The 15977-nt window shown below is 64.5% G+C and carries 19 protein-coding genes; 7 read left to right on the plus strand and 12 right to left on the minus strand.

Annotation, left to right across the window (positions count from 1 at the left end):
- Positions 1–43: 43 nt before the first annotated feature.
- From flgG to O1Y97_RS09750, 8 genes are all read right to left on the minus strand, one after another.
- Positions 44–832 carry a flagellar basal-body rod protein FlgG gene (gene flgG, locus O1Y97_RS09715; RefSeq protein ID WP_108607146.1) on the minus strand — a complete coding sequence of 263 codons (789 nt, stop codon included), beginning with the start codon at positions 830–832 and terminating at the stop codon, positions 44–46.
- Positions 833–843: 11 nt separating this feature from the next.
- Positions 844–1155 (minus strand): flagellar hook-basal body complex protein FliE, encoded by a 312-nt coding sequence (locus O1Y97_RS09720; protein WP_108607147.1) that lies wholly within the window; start codon positions 1153–1155, stop codon positions 844–846.
- Entirely contained in the window at positions 1152–1571 is a 420-nt protein-coding gene (gene flgC, locus O1Y97_RS09725; RefSeq protein WP_055980239.1) for a flagellar basal body rod protein FlgC, read from the minus strand. Before flgC ends, O1Y97_RS09720 begins: the two co-directional genes overlap by 4 nt.
- Before the next feature lie 4 nt (positions 1572–1575).
- Positions 1576–1956, minus strand: coding sequence for a flagellar basal body rod protein FlgB (gene flgB / locus O1Y97_RS09730; protein WP_108607148.1), 381 nt, complete (start codon positions 1954–1956; stop codon positions 1576–1578).
- A gap of 79 nt (positions 1957–2035) precedes the next feature.
- Complete coding sequence (locus tag O1Y97_RS09735) at positions 2036–2665, minus strand: hypothetical protein (RefSeq protein WP_108607149.1); 630 nt, start codon at positions 2663–2665, stop codon at positions 2036–2038.
- Entirely contained in the window at positions 2649–3971 is a 1323-nt protein-coding gene (gene fliI / locus O1Y97_RS09740; protein ID WP_245439821.1) for a flagellar protein export ATPase FliI, read from the minus strand. The genes O1Y97_RS09735 and fliI overlap by 17 nt, the downstream gene beginning before the upstream one ends.
- 78 nt (positions 3972–4049) lie before the next feature.
- On the minus strand, positions 4050–4772 hold the full coding sequence (gene flgF / locus O1Y97_RS09745) for a flagellar basal-body rod protein FlgF (RefSeq protein WP_108607151.1): 723 nt from the start codon (positions 4770–4772) through the stop codon (positions 4050–4052).
- 7 nt (positions 4773–4779) lie between these two features.
- Positions 4780–5901, minus strand: coding sequence for a DUF1217 domain-containing protein (locus tag O1Y97_RS09750; protein ID WP_108609764.1), 1122 nt, complete (start codon positions 5899–5901; stop codon positions 4780–4782).
- Between the two features lie 152 nt (positions 5902–6053).
- On the opposite strand from O1Y97_RS09750, the gene motA reads away from it, so the two are divergent.
- The 6 genes from motA to O1Y97_RS09780 are packed head-to-tail and all read left to right on the plus strand — an operon-like array spanning position 6054 to position 10938.
- The gene (gene motA, locus O1Y97_RS09755; RefSeq protein ID WP_108609765.1) at positions 6054–6929 is read left to right on the plus strand and encodes a flagellar motor stator protein MotA; all 876 of its coding nucleotides are present in this window, start codon (positions 6054–6056) and stop codon (positions 6927–6929) included.
- Between the two features lie 36 nt (positions 6930–6965).
- Positions 6966–7895, plus strand: coding sequence for a FliM/FliN family flagellar motor switch protein (locus O1Y97_RS09760; RefSeq protein ID WP_108607152.1), 930 nt, complete (start codon positions 6966–6968; stop codon positions 7893–7895).
- Positions 7896–7951: 56 nt separating this feature from the next.
- Entirely contained in the window at positions 7952–8344 is a 393-nt protein-coding gene (gene fliN, locus O1Y97_RS09765; RefSeq protein WP_318763865.1) for a flagellar motor switch protein FliN, read from the plus strand.
- Positions 8345–8387: 43 nt separating this feature from the next.
- Entirely contained in the window at positions 8388–9398 is a 1011-nt protein-coding gene (locus tag O1Y97_RS09770; RefSeq protein ID WP_108607154.1) for a flagellar motor switch protein FliG, read from the plus strand.
- Between the two features lie 23 nt (positions 9399–9421).
- Positions 9422–10501, plus strand: coding sequence for a flagellar biosynthesis protein FlhB (gene flhB, locus O1Y97_RS09775; RefSeq protein WP_108607155.1), 1080 nt, complete (start codon positions 9422–9424; stop codon positions 10499–10501).
- On the plus strand, positions 10498–10938 hold the full coding sequence (locus O1Y97_RS09780) for a hypothetical protein (RefSeq protein ID WP_108607156.1): 441 nt from the start codon (positions 10498–10500) through the stop codon (positions 10936–10938). The genes flhB and O1Y97_RS09780 overlap by 4 nt, the downstream gene beginning before the upstream one ends.
- A 39-nt stretch (positions 10939–10977) precedes the next feature.
- On the opposite strand, the gene O1Y97_RS09785 is transcribed toward O1Y97_RS09780, so the two are convergent.
- Positions 10978–11733 carry a helix-turn-helix transcriptional regulator gene (locus O1Y97_RS09785; protein WP_318763866.1) on the minus strand — a complete coding sequence of 252 codons (756 nt, stop codon included), beginning with the start codon at positions 11731–11733 and terminating at the stop codon, positions 10978–10980.
- Positions 11730–12431, minus strand: a complete 702-nt coding sequence (locus O1Y97_RS09790; RefSeq protein WP_108609766.1) for a helix-turn-helix transcriptional regulator — start codon at positions 12429–12431, stop codon at positions 11730–11732. The genes O1Y97_RS09785 and O1Y97_RS09790 overlap by 4 nt, the downstream gene beginning before the upstream one ends.
- Positions 12432–12839: 408 nt before the next feature.
- On the opposite strand from O1Y97_RS09790, the gene O1Y97_RS09795 reads away from it, so the two are divergent.
- The gene (locus tag O1Y97_RS09795) at positions 12840–14024 is read left to right on the plus strand and encodes a TMEM43 family protein (protein WP_318763867.1); all 1185 of its coding nucleotides are present in this window, start codon (positions 12840–12842) and stop codon (positions 14022–14024) included.
- Positions 14025–14028: 4 nt separating this feature from the next.
- Here O1Y97_RS09795 and O1Y97_RS09800 read toward each other — a convergent pair whose 3' ends face one another.
- Positions 14029–15060: a histone deacetylase family protein gene (locus O1Y97_RS09800; RefSeq protein ID WP_318763868.1), complete on the minus strand. Its 1032-nt coding sequence runs from the start codon at positions 15058–15060 to the stop codon at positions 14029–14031.
- Positions 15057–15731: a TetR/AcrR family transcriptional regulator gene (locus O1Y97_RS09805; RefSeq protein ID WP_183264281.1), complete on the minus strand. Its 675-nt coding sequence runs from the start codon at positions 15729–15731 to the stop codon at positions 15057–15059. The genes O1Y97_RS09800 and O1Y97_RS09805 overlap by 4 nt, the downstream gene beginning before the upstream one ends.
- Positions 15732–15977 lie beyond the last annotated feature (246 nt).

Here is a 15977-nt window from a genome sequence, read left to right on the forward strand (position 1 = left end):
GCCGCGCGTAGCCGTGGGAGGGCGTTCCGTCGCCGCATGACAATCACCGGATATTCTTGGAGACGACGGCAGCCATTTCATCTGCCGCCTGGATGATCTTGGAGTTCATCTCATAGGCGCGCTGCGCAGAGATCAGCTCGGTGATTTCCTTGACCGGATCGACGTTGGAGTTTTCGAGATAACCCTGCTTGATGGTGGCGAAGCCGGGGCTACCCGGCAGGCCGGTGACGGCGGCACCAGAAGCTTCAGTCTCGGAGAACAAATTGTCGCCCAGCGGCGCGAGCCCTGCCTCGTTGGCGAAGTTGGCCAGATCCAACTGACCCTCGAGCTGCAGCGCCGTCTGGTTGGAGAGGCGGGAGAAGACCTGGCCGGCGTCGTTGACGATGACTTCGAGCGCATCGGGCGGGATGGCGATGCCGCCGCTGACGACATAGCCGTCGACGGTGACGAGCTGGCCGGTGGCATTGGTGTTGAAGGAGCCGGCGCGGGTGTAGAGCGTCTGGCCGTCGGCACCCTCGATCTGGAACCAGCCGCGGCCGGTGAGCGCCAGGTCGAACTGGTTGCCGGTATTGGTCAGGCCGCCCTGGATGTGGACGTTGCGGACGGCAGCGGTCTTGACGCCGAGGCCGATGCTGACGCCTTCGGGCACGACCGACGAGTTGGCGCGGCTGGGCACGCCCTGCATGCGGTCGACCTGGTAGAGCAGGTCGGAGAATTCGGCGCGGGCGCGCTTGTAGCCGGTCGTGTTGATGTTCGCGATGTTGTTCGCGATCACCTCGAGATTGGTCTGCTGGGCATTCATGCCCGTTGCAGCGATGGCCAGTGCTTTCATCGGGATGTTCCTCAGATGCCCATGCGGCTGACTTCGAGATAGGCCGTGACGATCTTGTCGCGGATGGCGATGGCTGCTTGAAGCGCCTGCTCGGCGCTCATCACCGCGTCGACCACCTCGCGGGTGTCGGCCTTGCCCTGGAGGCCGGCGATGGACAACTGCTCGGCCTGGCGCAGCGTGGCCTGGGTCTGGGCGGCGGCGTCCGAAAGAGCCGCGGCGAAGGACGAGGCGACACCTGCGGCCGCGGTCGAGCCAGCGTCGGGAACGACGCTCGTCGGCTTGGTCAGGATCTGTTGGCCGAGCGGGCTGATGGCACCGATCATGACTGGCTCCTCATAAGATCAATGGTCATGGAAATAAGATCGCGCGCCTGCTTGATGACTTGCAGGTTGGCTTCATAGGAACGGTTGGCCTCGGTCATGTCGGCCATCTCGATGATGACATTGACGTTCGGCATCTTGACGTAGCCATTGGCATCGGCGGCTTCGTTGCCCGGCTGGAACTCCAGCGGGAAGGCGGACTGGTCGTGGCCGATCGCTGCGATCTCGACGGTCGAGGCGCCGGTCGCGCGGTCGAGCTCGGCGGCGAAGCTGACGGTCTTGCGGCGATAGGGCTCGGCGCCGGGCGTGTTGCCGGTCGATTGCGCGTTGGCGAGGTTTTCCGAGACGATGCGGAGACGTTCGGACTGGGCTCCGAGACCGGAGCCGGCGACCTTGAGGGCGGCGACGAGCGGATCCATTCAATCAGCCCTTGCTGCTCAGCATGATCATGCGGTGGAACGCCTTGACGATGGCCGTGTTGAGCTCGAAGGAGCGGCGGACTTCGCCGGCCTTCATCAGTTCGTCTTCCATCGCCACCGTGTTGTCGGAGGGAAGCACCGCGTGCCTGGGCTCTTCCGGCTTCACGGCAAAGCCCGCTTCGGTGGCGCCGCCGGTGAGATGGCCCGCCTGGGTCGACGTCATGGCGACCCGGGAACGGTCAAGCACGCGCTCGAACGGTTCGATCTCGTTGGTCCGATAGCCCGGCGTGTTGGCGTTGGCGACGTTGCCGGCGATGGCGTTCTGGCGCACCGAGAGCCAGCGTGCCTGCTGGGCGGCCAGATCGAACAGATTGACGGGTTCCATGGAAATCTCCGAGCAGATTTCCGGACACTATTGGGTCAGTCTTGCGCGGGCCTTGCGCGGGGGGCCGGCGCATCGGGCCTCAGCGCGAGACCTGGAGAACCTCGTCGCGCGAGGTGACCAGCACCCACTTGCCATTGCGCTGCTCGATCGAGGCGACCTTGCTCGAATCCGGCAGGACCGAGCCGGCCTGGACGACCCAGAGGCCGGCATTGTCCTGGATCATGGCGCGGCCGTTGGCGACGTGGACAAGGGTGAAGTCGATCTTGGGGCCTGGAAACGGCTGTTCGGCAGCGCCGGGAACGCCGACCTCGTCATCCTTGCCACGGCGCAACGAACCGGTGGCGAAGAGGTCGAGCTTCATCGCCGGAATGTCCTCGACCGACATCGGCGCGCCGACGCGCTCGGGCTGCTGACCCATGGCGAGCGGGATCGGCTGCTCGTTCTGGCCGCCGCCTGAAAATTTCATGGCGCGGATGCCGAACTTCTCCTGGTTGAAGAAGATGTACCAGGGAAACAGCGCGCAGGTGAGGCCGAGCGTGATGCCGAGGCAGGCAACGACGAAGTCGCTGCTGCGGTCGCGCTTCTTGCGTTTCGGCGTCATGGGCCTGATCGGGGCCGCCGGGCGCAGGCGCTGGAACAGCGAACGCGGCTTGTCCTTCGCCTCGATGATGTCCAGAAGCTCGCGCGCTGGGTCATTCCGCCTGAACATGGGGTCTTTCCTTGGCTCTCAAATAGCTTGCGAGGTCGGAGAACGGGTCAGGCGACGGCCCGTCGGCGGGCGATTGTGCCAGCGCTTCGTAGATCACCGGTACCTGGCGCACGGCCAGGTCGAGTTCGGGGTCGGCGCCGGCCTGGTAGGCACCAAGCAGGCGGATGTCGCGCGTATCCTCGAAACGCGAGATCATCGCCTTGAGCTTGCCGACGAGCTGGCGCTGCTCCGGCGTCCAGGCCTTGCCGGCAAGGCGCGAGATGGACGACAGCGGATTGACCGGGGGATAGCGGCCCTGTTCGGCGATCGAGCGGTCGAGCACGATGTGGCCGTCAAGGATGCCGCGGACGGAATCGGCGACCGGATCGTTGTGGTCGTCGCCGTCGACGAGGACGGAGATGATCGCCGTGATGGAGCCCTTGCCCTCCATGCCGGGACCGGCGCGCTCGAGCAGCTTGGGCAGGTCGGTAAAGACCGAGGCCGGATAGCCGCGCGCTACCGGCGGCTCGCCCGCGCCGATCGCCACCTCGCGCAGGGCGTGGGCGAAGCGGGTGATCGAATCCAGCACCAGCAGCACGCGGTCGCCGCGGTCGCGGAAATGCTCGGCGACGCGCATCGCGGTATCGGGCGCGCGGCGGCGCATCATGGCGCTCTCGTCGCTGGTGGCAACGACAGCGACGGTCTTGGCCATGGAGGCCACGCCGATGGTGTCTTCGAGGAATTCGCGCACTTCACGTCCGCGCTCGCCGATCAGGGCGACGACGACCGTGTCGAAGGCGTCGGCGCCGGCGAGCATGGCAAGCAGCGTCGACTTGCCGACGCCGGAGCCGGCGAAGATGCCCATGCGCTGGCCCAAGCAGAGCGGGGTGAAGATGTCGATGACGCGGACGCCGGTCATGAAGCCGGTTTCGACACGCTGGCGGGCGAGCGCTGCCGGCGGCACGGCTTCGGCCGCGTCCTGCCTGGCATTGCGGACCAGCGGCGCGCCGCTGTCGATGGGTCGGCCGAGCGCGTCGATGGCGCGGCCGCGCCAACTCGGGTGCGGGGTGATGGCGATAGGGCCCCGGGTGAAGATGGCGTCGCCGACGCCGACCTCGCCGCTGCTCTCATAGGGGGCGACCAGCACCTCGTCGCGACCAATCTGGACGATCTCGCCGCGGCGGTTGCGGCCCTGGCCACGATGCTCGACGATGTCGCCGAGGCGCGCGCTGGATGACAGGCCGCCGACCTTGTAGTGGGTCGGCGCTATTTCGGTCACCCTGCCACCACGCCTGACCAGCAGACGGTCGTCGGCGAAGCGGTGCATGATGCGCTCCAGCGCCTCCAGCCGGTTGTCGTGCACGAGCTGGGGCTCGGTGCGTATGGCGGTCAGGGAGGTGCTCACTTACTTCGAGCCGAGCGTCTTGATGGCGTCGGAGAACGAGGCGTCGGTCTGGCGTATCAGGGCCGCGGTGTTCTCGAAGGCGCGCTGCACCATGATGAGCTTGGTCATCTCCTTGATCGGATTGACGTTGGACTCCTCGACGAAACCCTGGACCATGCCGGCTTCCATGCGGTCGACCACCGGCTCCGGCGTCGTCGGCGGTACGACCCCGGAATTGCCGTAACGGACGAAATTGGCGCCGGGGTTGAATTCGTAGAGGCCGATGGCGCCGATCAGGCGACCGTCTTGGCGCAGCGAGCCGTCGGCGCCGGCCGTAGGCGGTCCGGCACGCGGGTCGAGCTGCATCGGCGCGCCGCCGGCATCGAGCACCGGGTAGCCCTCGACGGAGACCAGCTGGCCGTCCTGGGTCATGGTGAAGCGGCCGTCACGGGTCATGACGGTGCCGGCCGGCGTATCGATGCCGAACCAGGCGTCGCCGCGAATGGCAAAATCGAACGGGTTGCCGGTTTCGCGCATGCCGCCATGCTGGGTTGAAAGGTAGGTGTCGCCGGCCGAAGCGAAGGAAACCGATTTCGAGCCAAGGCCGGAGACGACATCCTCGAACTTCACCCCCGTAGCGCGGAAGCCGACGGTCGAGGCATTGGCGACGTTGTCGGCGATGGTGTTGAGGCGCTTTTCCTGCGCGACCTGGGCGGAAAGGGCGACGTATAGACTGTTCTGCATGGTGACCTCAGAACCTCAGTTTCTGCATGGCGAACATCAGGTCGGTCGACACGCCGTAAGCCGGCGGCATGCCGAACAGGATGCCGACTGACGCCTGCACCGGCGACGACGGGTTGTTGATCTCCCAAAGGCTGGTGAAGCGCTTGAGGAATTCGCCGAGCTTCTTGGGATTGGAGAAGTCCGTGATCTTCAGCTTCTCTTCGAACAGCTTGACCTGGCGGTCGATGTCGGCCGAAGCAAAGGCTTCTGGCAAGCCGAGCGCGGTGCGCACGACCTTGGCCAGAGCGGGGTCGGCGAGCACGTCGTAGAAGCTGCCGATGGAGGATGCCTTGCGTTCGAAATAGAGCGCCAACCGGACGCCTTCGTTGTCCCTGCCCGCGTCCTCTTCCAGGGTCTGGCGCAGGAACTTGTCGGTTGCCGGTTGCTGGGAAGGATTGATGGTTGTGGCATCGGCGCCATGGGCCTCGAAGTTGAAGGCGGTGGCGAAGGCGGCGTAGCGCTTGTCCGCCATCTCGTTGGCGTAGCTTTTGGGGTCGCGAACACCGCCGGCCAGGACCTTCTCCATCATCTCCTTGTTGGGGATGGAGGCTTCGATGCCGAAGGATCTCATCGCGAAGGCGTAGAGCCTGGTGTCGGCCATCAGATCCTTGGCCGACGTCACCTTGACGATGTTGTCGAGGTAGTACTTCACTTCCTTCTGGACGGCTTCCGACTTGGGATCGCCGCCGTCCATCCCGACCCGCAGCAGGTATTTGTCGACGGCGCCCTGCTGGGCCTTGTTGAAGACCGTGGCGCGTTCGCCGAGCTCGGCGAAGTTGAAGCTCTTGACGAATTCGGCGTAGCGCTTGTCGGTCAGCTTGTTGGCGAAGCTGTCCTTGTCGGCGACGCCTTCCTTCAGCGCCTTGACCATGAACGCCTTGGCATAGGCCATGTCCTGCAGGCCGTGGGCCTTCATGGCATATTTGAACAGCCGGTCGTTCTTGACGAACTCATCAATGGTTTTCACCTTGGTGATGTTCTTGAGGTAATATTCGGTCTCGCGCTCGATGATGGGCTGCTTTTCCACGCGTTCGAGCGCCTTGCCGATGTCTCTCGCGATCAGCTGGTAGCTTGTATAGGTATTGAGCACGACACGCCCTTCCGCCGCAGGATAGACTGGGAAGGCTACGCTCAAATGCTTGCGCGAGGCTGAATCGTTTTCGCGTCGTCCCTTCAAGCCTCACACAAGGCACAGCCGCTATCTGTGCATGCATAGTGCTTTGAATGCGGAAGGACCGGCTTGTGGGTATTCTGATCGGACTCGTCGTGACGCTGGGCTGCGTGCTTGGCGGCTTCATGGCGATGGGCGGACACCTCAACGTCCTGATGCAGCCGTGGGAACTCGTCATCATCGGCGGTGCCGCGCTCGGAACGTTCCTCGTCGCCAACCCGATGGCCACGGTTAAGGACACCGGCAAGGCGATGGTCGAGGCGCTCAAGCAGCAGGTGCCAAAAGAACAGGACTATCTCGAGACGCTCGGCGTGCTGCACTCGCTGATGCGCGAGCTGCGCACCAAGACGCGTTCCGAGGTTGAAGCGCATATCGACAACCCCGACGAGTCGGCGATCTTCCAGGCATTTCCTTCGGTGCTGAAGAATTACGACCTGACGCATTTCATCTGCGACTACTGCCGCATCATCATCATCGGCAATGCGCGCTCGCATGAGATCGAAGCGCTGATGGACGAGGAAATCCAGACCATCCGCGCCGATAAGCTCAAGTCTTATCACGCGCTGATCGCTGTCGGTGACGGCCTGCCGGCGCTGGGTATCGTTGCTGCGGTGCTCGGCGTCGTGAAGGCGATGGGCGCCCTCGACCAGTCTCCCGAGATCCTCGGCGGCCTGATCGGTGCCGCACTCGTCGGCACCTTCCTCGGCATCTTCCTGTCTTATGCCGTGGTCGCGCCGATCGCCACCAAGATCAAGACGGTGCGCGAGAAAAAGAACCGCCTCTACATCGTCGTGAAGCAGACGCTGCTGGCCTACATGAACGGCTCGCTGCCGCAGGTGGCGATCGAGTTCGGCCGCAAGACGATCTCGTCCTACGACCGCCCGTCGATCGACGCGGTGGAGCAGAGCACGCTGAACACGGGCAATCTCGAAAAGAAGGCGGCCTGAGCCAATGCGGGACGCTGACAAAGGGCATCGCCAGTCATGAATACCACCGCAAGCCCGGCGGAACCGCGCGACCTCGTCATCGAGCGCCTGCTGGGCGACACCGGCGAGCCAGCCAAGGTGCATGCCGCCGCCCGCCGCCTGGCGGAACGTTCGGCGACTGCGATTGCCGCCGCCGTCAACGAGGTGCTGCCGTCGCCGATCTTCGTCGAAGTCGCCGAGGTCAAGCTCGGCCGCATGGCCGATGCCAAGGCCGGCAAGAACAACCAGGCCATGTGCGTGGCGGCGACCCGAACGTCGCCGGACGGGCTGGTGATGACGTTCGACCCGCAGGCGATCGCGATCCTCGTCAATGTCATGTTCGGCGGCGATCCGGACCGCGAAGTCGCAGCCATCGAGCGCGAGCTGTCGTCGATCGAACTCGGTGTCGTTTCGCTGCTCATCCAGGACGTGGCACGGGCGATGAATGCGCAGGGCGCCAATGGCGGCCTTGGTGTCAAGCTGCCGGTGCCGGAAGCGATTACCAGCACGGTGATGAAGAAGCACGTGTTCCGCGACGGGCCTTCGGCGCGCGTCGTGCTGTCGGTCTCGACGGCGGTGTCTCGCGGGACGCTGACCCTGACGCTGCCGCAACGCGTACTGGTCGAGGATCGCCGCGACAAGAGCGAGGCGGAGTCCGCGCCGGCCACGGAATGGAGCTCGCGCTTCTCCGACGAGCTGATGCGCTCGACCGTCCGGCTCGAGGCGTCGATGCCGCTCGGACGCATGACCCTTGGCGATCTCTCCGTGCTCGAGTTGGGGCAGGTCATCGAACTCGCCGAAAACACCCAATCCAATGCCGTGATCTCGGCGCGCGGCAAGTCACTGTTTGCGTGCGAATTCGGCAAGCTCGGCCAGAACTACACCGTCCGCATCAGGCGTCCGTTCGATGCCACCGAAGAAACAATTGAAGGGATCGTCGCGGGTTGAGGCGATGCGCTGCCAAGCAGCGCCCGGCACCGTGAACGACAGATTGGAGAACACCGATGAGCAAGGCGCAGCCCAAGCCCGAGGTCGAAAAGCCCGAAATCGAAGCCGAGGACGACCAGCTCAACCGCGCCATCGAAGAACTGCGCGGCGTGCTGAGCGAGGAAGAGAAGCGCCCAGGCGCCGCTCCCGCCGCCGCCGGCAACAGCGTCATCTTCGACATTCCGGTCGAGGTGCAGATCGTGCTCGGCAGCACGGAGATGCCGGTGTCCGACCTGATGACTCTACAGAAGGGTTCGACCGTGGCGCTCGACCGCCGCATCGGCGAACCGGTCGACGTGGTGGTCAACGGCCGCCGCATCGCGCGCGGCGAGATCACCGTGCTCGAAAGCGACCCGTCGCGCTTCGGCATCCGGCTGACCGAGATCGTCGCGGCAACCAAGAGCGCCTGAGGAGCCCGGCCGTGCTTTCCACTGCTTCGAGAAAGGCCTCCGCATGACATTGCTGGCGACGCTGACGCGGCCGCAGAAGGCGGCAGCCATTCTGGTGGCGATGGGCAAGCCGTCGGCGAGCCGGCTGCTCAAGTTCTTCAAGCAGGACGAGCTCAAGGCGCTGATCGAAGGCGCACGGCTGCTGCGCACCATTCCGCAGGCCGACCTCGAACGGATCGTCGCCGAGTTCGAGGCCGAGTTCACCGAGGGTGCGGGCCTGCTCGATTCCGCCGACAAGATGGACACGATCCTCAACGAGTCGCTGTCGCCCGAAGAAATGAGCGCGCTGATGGGCAAGGACGAGCCCGCCGCAAAGAAGGACACGACGCCGCCGGTCTGGCCGCAGCTCGAAAAGCTGGAGCCGGCGCAGATCGGCACCTTCCTTTCCAACGAACATCCGCAGACGGCGGCGATGATCCTCTCCAACCTTGTCCCGACCTATGCCGCAAGCGTGGTGCTGACGCTGGACAAGCCCCTGCGCAGCGAAATCATCAAGCGGATGATGGAACTGGCGAGCGTGCCCCCGGCCGCGACCAAGCTGGTGGAGGACCAGATTCGCAACCGCGTGCTGACCGAAAGCGCCCAGAAGGATACCTCGGCCGGCCAGACGCGCGTCGCCAGCGTGCTCAACGAACTCGACAAGTCGCAGCTCGAGGAAGTGATGAACGACCTGCGCGAGGTCGGCATGGCCGATCTCGATGCCATCCGCGCCCGGCTGTTCTCGTTCGACGATGTTCCTGTCATGTCGCAGAAGGCGCGCGTGGCGCTGTTCGACGGCCTGTCGAGCGAACTGATTACCCTTGCCCTGCGCGGCACGGCGCTGCCGCTTGCCGAAGCAGTGCTTTCGTCGATCGGCGCGCGCACGCGGCGCATGATCGAATCCGAACTCAGCCAGGGCTCGGAAGGCGTGCAGCCGGCGGAGATCCTGCGCGCCCGCAAGACCATTGCCTCCACCGCTTTGCGCATGGCGAACGAGGGTCTCCTCGAATTGCCGTCGGCGCAGAACGCCGCCTGAATTCGCGCCAGGGTTCCTGAGCGATGGCGGACGGCGAGGACAAAGACTCCAAAACAGAAGAACCGACAGAGAAGAAAATCCGCGACACGATGGAGAAGGGCAAACTGCCCGCCTCCAAGGAAGTGGCGATCTTCACGTCGTTCCTGGCGATCCTCGTCTACACCGTGTTCTTCGCCAGCAATTCGGTGGCCGAACTCGGCGTCTTCCTGTCGAACTTCCTGGAAAAGCCGGAAGCCTGGCCGCTCGGCACCGAACGCGATGTCGTCGAGCTCTACCAGGCGGTGGCAGTCGAGGTCGGCCGGGCAATCGCCAGCCTGTTCCTGATGCTGGTGGTGGCCGGCGTCGGGGCGTCGCTGGTGCAGAACGTCCCGCAATTCATTGGCGAACGCGTCCGGCCGCAGGCCTCGCGGATCTCGCTGACCCAGGGCTGGAAGCGCATGTTCGGCGTGCAGGGATTCGTCGAATTCCTGAAATCGCTGGGCAAGCTCGGTTTCGCGATCATCGTGCTGATCTTCGTGCTTTCGGACGACCTGCGCGTGCTGCTGACCGGCATGATCACCAATCCGGTTGCCTATGGCAGCGTCATCCGCAACATCGCCGTCGATATCCTGGTGGCGATCGTCTTCGTCATGGGCGCGATCGCCGTTGCCGACTTCGTCTGGTCGCGTTTCCACTGGTTCCAGGAACAGCGCATGACCAAGCAGGAGGTCAAGGACGAGCTGAAGCAGTCGGAAGGCGATCCTATCGTCAAGTCGCGGCTGCGCTCGATCGCCCGCGACCGTGCCCGCCAGCGGATGATGACGGCGGTGCCGAAGGCGACGCTGGTCATCGCCAACCCGACCCACTTCGCCATCGCGCTGCGCTATGTCCGCGACGAGAATGCGGCCCCGGTCGTGCTCGCCAAGGGGCAGGACCTGGTGGCGCTGAAGATCCGCGAGATTGCCGAGCAGAACGGCGTCCCGGTGTTCGAGGACGTGGCGCTCGCACGCTCCATGTACAAGCAAGTTTCGGTGGATAGTGTCATTCCACCTCAGTTCTACCAGGCCGTCGCCGAGTTGGTGCGGATCGTTTACGGAAACAGGGCCCAGCGCAATCAGCCATGAAAAACCAGACGCATGCTTTGTCCCGAGAAGTCCTTGTCGCAACAGCTATCCAGCCGGTGGTGCGCGAATTGCGCCTCATCGACATTGCCGACTACATCGCCTTCATCCGGATGGAGCATTTCGGCAACGTGGCCGATCTCGTCGACTCCGCGGCGGAGCTTTATTTCATGCCGGGCGCATTGCGGCTCGGACTTGGCGGCGAGGCGCATGTCAGCTGGACCGGCGCGCCGCGCATCGTGCTCGATCTCGAACTTAGGCCGGAAGGGGCGGTGGTCTATTTCCAGCTATCGATGACGGCCAACAACGCCTCCGTCGAGGTGCACTACGTGTCGTTCGAAAAGCCCGACCTGGAGCCCGAGAAGAATACCGAATATCTCGCCGCCGCCATCCAGCACGCGATGATCCGGGGTACGGAACCGCGGGCCGAGGCGGCCTAGGATTCAGGTGCTGCCTGGCCGGTTTGGCCCCAGTGCTGCCTAGTCGATCAATCCCATGCGCAGGGCCTTGGCGACCGCATGCATGCGGTTGACCGCATTGAGCTTCTGCGTCGTCTGGGTGAGGTATTGGTTGGCGGTGTGGACCGACAGCTTGAGCAGCTTGGCTATCTCTTCGCTGGTGTAGCCGCGCGAGGTGAGCTTCAGGCATTCGATCTCGCGGCGCGACATTGCCGGCATGTCGGACGAGCGGCCGGGGGCGAGGCTGGCAACCGCGCCGAACAGCGCAAAGCAGCGGCCGTGGAGGTCGTGCAGCGAATGCGGGCTGGGTGCCAGATCGGGACCGGCGAAGATCAGCAGTCCCGCCTGGCCGGCGTCGGTATAGACGGGGAAGGCGATGCCGCGGCCGCTCTGCGCCAGGGGCTCGATCCGGCTCGTCCAGGCGAGCTGCGAAAACGGCTTTTCAGCGTCGGCATCGTCGGCCCACCAGCAGGGCGCCGTCGACTGCCTGATGTGGCGCATCAGATGTTCGCCTATGCCGCCGCCGAGCAGTCGGGCCGCGGACATGGTGCTGGGATAGTCGGAATCGAAGACAGGCGTCAGCCGGCTGCTGTCGGCGGACGAGCCGGCAAGGCAGAGCGCGAAGTCGCGCGCGCCGAGATCGATCGCTATCCATCGGCAACGCTTGGCAGCGTCGGCAAGGGTGACGGCATGCTGGCTGGGTGGACGACCAGCGGCCGAAACGTCCTGCCTGAGGTCGAGTGCGCGGCCAGGCTGCCTTGACTGGGCGTAGCTCAAATGATGCCGCTCCTGATCGCGGTCGCAATCGCCATGGCGCGATTTGAGGCCGACAGTTTCTGGATCGCATGCGTGATGTAGCTGTTGACCGTGTTCGATGAGACGCCAAGGATCAGCGCGACTTCGTCGGTGGTCTTGCCCTCGGACACCCAGAACAGGCACTCGCGCTCGCGGTCGGAGAGTGGGTCCCGCATCGTCGCTGCGGCCAGGATGGCCGGTGCCTGGGACAGCGCATAGCAGCATTCGAGCTGGGTGCGCGGCATCGCGGCGGGATCGATGCGGCCGGCCTCGGCGGCGGAGAACAGCACGAACAGGCGCTGGCGGCCGACATGCAGCCTGAGGGCGAAAATCTCGGCATGGCCGAGGACGTCGAGCAGGCGGGCTTCCTCTCCGCCCAGGACGGCGGGAGCCTGCGCGGCAATCAGGCTCTGCGGGCGGACGCCCGGGGCGCTGGCGAAGGGGCTCTGGGCAAGCCCGGCGATAAGGGCGTGGCCGGCGATCTGGATGGCGTCGTAGATCCAGTTCGAGGCGATGATCTGGAGATTGTCGCGGTCCTGGTCCTGGGGAATCGCGACGAGCATGTAGCCGTCGGCACCGATCTCGTCGGTCATGTTCATGAAAAAGGCGGTGAGATCGCTGCGCGATGCGAGCCTTGCTGCGACGGTCGTCTGTTCGTTGCGGGCTGCGAGGGCGGTCATGCGGTACTTGGCCAGAATCCATTTGAGGCCGGAAAAGGCTGGTGCCTGAACCGGGTCGAAAAACACTTCACTTGGGCGAAAAAACGCGACGCGGACACCTGAGGTACCCATCGGCCGAATCCGTGCTGGTCGCGCGAAGCCTGACGCGCTCTCCACCGGGAAAGTTCCCGGCATTTCAGAGAGTTGGTGGTTCGCCGCGCCCCCCGAGGACCGGCTGATTCGGGTTCAATCTAACCCCTCGCGAATTGCTCCGCAAACAGAATTGACAAAAAGTTAATTCAGAGTCCTCCGGCAGACTCAGGGCGGTACCGAAGGCCCGTCAAACGCTGGGGAAGCGCGGTCGAAAATCGCCATTGATCGGTCGGGGCATTCGGCTTAACGCTGCGTCCACTGCGGCAGGGGAATGCAATGAGCGACCAATTTCGTGAAGTGACCAGCGTGTCCTGGTTCGGGCGGATCAAGCGCGCGGTTGGCGGCGTGCTGGTCGGCCTGATCCTGGCCGTCGCGATGGTGGCCGTGCTGTTCTGGAACGAGGGCCGGGCGGTGACCACGGCGCGCTCGCTCGCCGAGGGTGCGGGTGCCGTGGTGTCGGTGCCCGTCGACAAGGTCGATGCGGTCAATGAAGGCGAGCTGGTGCACACCACGGGCCCGCTGACCTCTTCGGAGGGGGTCGGCGATCCGGATTTTGCGATCGAGGCCAAAGGCGTGCGCCTGGTGCGCAATGTCGAGATGTTCCAGTGGGTCGAGAACTCCAAGTCGGAGACGAACACGAAGCTTGGCGGCGGCGAAGAGACGGTCACCACCTACAGCTATGCCAAGGAGTGGCAGGACCGGCCGATCGCCTCGGCGGAGTTCAAGCAGCCGGCCAACCACCAGAACCCGTCGATGGAGCTCGGCTCGCGGTCTTTCCAGATCCATGAAGGCAAGCTCGGCGCGTTCACACTCGACGAGCCGATGCTCGACCGCATCGGCGACACCGATCCGCTGACGATCACACCAAGCCAGCTTGCCGACATCACCGCAGCCTATTCCGGCACGGAGCGCGTCAGCATTGTCGATGGACGCATCTTCATCGGCGCCAATCCGACCTCGCCTGCCATCGGCGACTACCGCATCGGCTACCAGCTGGTTCCGCTGGGCGAGATCAGCGTCATCGGGCGCCAGACCGGCGACCGGTTTTCGCCCTACCAGACGGTGGCCGGCGACGAACTGCTGATGGTCGACACCGGCAGGGTGCCGGCGGAGAAGATGTTTGCCGAGGCGGTGAGCGTCAACACGATCGTCACCTGGCTGGTGCGCGCAGGCTGCCTGCTGCTCCTGGCGCTCGGCTTCGGGCTGTTGCTGGCGCCGCTTGGCGTGCTGGCCGACGTGATCCCGTTCGTCGGCTCGATCGTGCGCATGGGCACGGGGCTGATCGCGTTCGTGCTGGCGCTGCTGGTGGGAACGGCGACGATCGCGGTGGCGTGGTTCTGGTACAGGCCGCTGCTGGCAATCGGCATCGCCGTGGCTGGATTGGCGGTCGCCCTGCTGCTGACGCGGCTCGGACGCCGTAAGGTGGCCGCCGCGCCGCCACAGGCGGGCGCGACGGCCTGAACGGTCAGTCGCCCTCGAACCCGGTGAGCACGCCGACGGCATTGATGCCGATCTCGTCGACGGCGTAGCCGCCTTCCATGACGAACAGGCTGGGCAGGCCGAGCCTGGCGATGCGAGCGCCGATCTTTGGATAGTCGGCGCTGGTCAGCTTGAACTGGCTGATCGGATCCTTCTCGAAGGTGTCGACGCCGAGCGAGACGACAACGACGTCCGGCGCATAGGCGGCAAGCTTCTGGCAGGCATCTTCGAGTGCTTCGTTCCACTTCGCCCAAGACGTGCCGAAAGGCAGGGGGTAGTTGAGGTTGAAGCCTTCGCCTGCGCCTGTGCCACGCTCGTCGGCGTGGCCGAGGAAGAACGGGTACTCGGTCATCGGGTCGCCATGCAGGTTGATGACCTGGATGTCGGGACGCGAATAGAAGATCTCCTGCGTGCCGTTGCCGTGGTGATAGTCGACGTCGAGCACGGTGACGCGTTTCGCGCCCTGATCACGGAACCACTGCGCGGCGACGGCGGCGTTGTTGATGTAGCAATAGCCACCCATGAAGGCAGCACCGGCATGGTGGCCGGGCGGGCGGCAGAGCGCGAAGGCAGCGCGTTCGCCAGCCTTGACCAGCTGGGCTGCGGTCAGCGCGACGTCACAAGACGACTTGATGGCGTCCCAGGTACCCTTCACGAAGCTCGCGCCGCCGTCGAAGGAATAAAAGCCGAGCAGCGCCTCGATGTTGCGCGGGGGCACATCGCCGCGCAGGCCGCGCGTCGGCCAGGCAAAGGGGATCGCCGAACCCGACTTGCCGGCGGCTTCCCACTGCGGCCAGACGGTCGGCAGGAAGTCGATGTAGTCGGCGGCGTGCACGCGCTTTGCAGCAGTGAGGTCATGTATTCCGGGCGCCAGGATCGGGCCGAGCTTCTCGCTTTCGACCCGCTTTCTGATGATCTCGGCCCGCGAGGGCTTCTCGAAGCCGGGCACGATGGCACCGGCGACAAGCTCCATCTGGCCGCCGTGGCCGGCGTGGAGCGGCGAAAAGACTGTCTTCATGAAAATCCTTCCTTGTTCTGGTCGAGGTCGAGATAGGGGATGACCAGTGCGAGCCACATGGTCTTGACGTCGTCCTGGATGAGATCGAACGCCTTGCGGTCCCGCTTGAGCCCGACGAGCCGGCAGACGTGACCGACTTCCATCATCACCACGCCCAGCCGACTGGCGACCTGGTCCTCAAGTGCGGGGTTCACATGCTGCAGCCAGGCCGCATAGAGGGCGATGATCTGGTCGTCGTATTCGTTCTGGATGGGCCTCAGGTCGGGGTTGCCGGTAATGGCCTCGATGACCGGCATCAGGTTGGCATTGTCGAGATAGAGTCTGGAGGTGTCGATGAAGAGCTTGTCGACTTCCTGTTGAAACGTCTCGTGGCTGTTGGGGCGAGGAGCGTTGATGCGCCTGGCGATCACCTCGGGAAAGGCTGCGAGCCAGCGCCGGGCGAGATCCAGAAGAATGGCTTCCTTGTTGGGGAAGTACTGATAGACCGAACCGACGGACAAGCCGGCGCGCTGCGCAATGGCGAGCGTCGTCGGGGTCTTGGTCCCCTGTTCCCTGGTCAGAATCAGAGCGGCATCGAGAATCCGGTCGACCACCTTGCTCGAGCGTTCCTGTCGCGGCTGCTTGCGCGGTGTCAGCGCTGTCCTGGTTTTCCAGTTGAGACTGCGATTCACGGAATGATCTTCTCGCTCCCTAGGCGCGCGCATCATACACGGGGGCGTCCTCCACAACGCATCCGAAAAATCCCGCATATTGACAAACGCGAATAATTAGTCGCATTTTTTCGCGTTGCTGTCTTCAGGGAAACGCGAGGAATTCCTGGGGTCAGCGGATCGGCTTCAGCCTTCCAGTCTGGTTGCGCCATCCCCTTGGGAATTGGGGGCAGCCGATGCGAGGGTGAACGGCCTCAGTCAGTCAAG

The sequence above is a fragment of the Aminobacter niigataensis genome (assembly GCF_946995915.1).
GTDB classification, from domain to species: Bacteria; Pseudomonadota; Alphaproteobacteria; order Rhizobiales; family Rhizobiaceae; genus Aminobacter; species Aminobacter niigataensis.

Coding starts and splice junctions, on each gene's coding strand:
- flgG (WP_108607146.1), bottom strand. CDS start 832: ATGAAAGCACTGGCCATCGCTGCAACGGGCATGAATGCCCAGCAGACC.
- O1Y97_RS09720 (WP_108607147.1), bottom strand. CDS start 1,155: ATGATCGGTGCCATCAGCCCGCTCGGCCAACAGATCCTGACCAAGCCG.
- flgC (WP_055980239.1), bottom strand. CDS start 1,571: ATGGATCCGCTCGTCGCCGCCCTCAAGGTCGCCGGCTCCGGTCTCGGA.
- flgB (WP_108607148.1), bottom strand. CDS start 1,956: ATGGAACCCGTCAATCTGTTCGATCTGGCCGCCCAGCAGGCACGCTGG.
- O1Y97_RS09735 (WP_108607149.1), bottom strand. CDS start 2,665: ATGTTCAGGCGGAATGACCCAGCGCGCGAGCTTCTGGACATCATCGAG.
- fliI (WP_245439821.1), bottom strand. CDS start 3,971: ATGCACCGCTTCGCCGACGACCGTCTGCTGGTCAGGCGTGGTGGCAGG.
- flgF (WP_108607151.1), bottom strand. CDS start 4,772: ATGCAGAACAGTCTATACGTCGCCCTTTCCGCCCAGGTCGCGCAGGAA.
- O1Y97_RS09760 (WP_108607152.1), top strand. CDS start 6,966: ATGAATACCACCGCAAGCCCGGCGGAACCGCGCGACCTCGTCATCGAG.
- fliN (WP_318763865.1), top strand. CDS start 7,952: ATGAGCAAGGCGCAGCCCAAGCCCGAGGTCGAAAAGCCCGAAATCGAA.
- O1Y97_RS09770 (WP_108607154.1), top strand. CDS start 8,388: ATGACATTGCTGGCGACGCTGACGCGGCCGCAGAAGGCGGCAGCCATT.
- flhB (WP_108607155.1), top strand. CDS start 9,422: ATGGCGGACGGCGAGGACAAAGACTCCAAAACAGAAGAACCGACAGAG.
- O1Y97_RS09780 (WP_108607156.1), top strand. CDS start 10,498: ATGAAAAACCAGACGCATGCTTTGTCCCGAGAAGTCCTTGTCGCAACA.
- O1Y97_RS09790 (WP_108609766.1), bottom strand. CDS start 12,431: ATGACCGCCCTCGCAGCCCGCAACGAACAGACGACCGTCGCAGCAAGG.
- O1Y97_RS09795 (WP_318763867.1), top strand. CDS start 12,840: ATGAGCGACCAATTTCGTGAAGTGACCAGCGTGTCCTGGTTCGGGCGG.
- O1Y97_RS09800 (WP_318763868.1), bottom strand. CDS start 15,060: ATGAAGACAGTCTTTTCGCCGCTCCACGCCGGCCACGGCGGCCAGATG.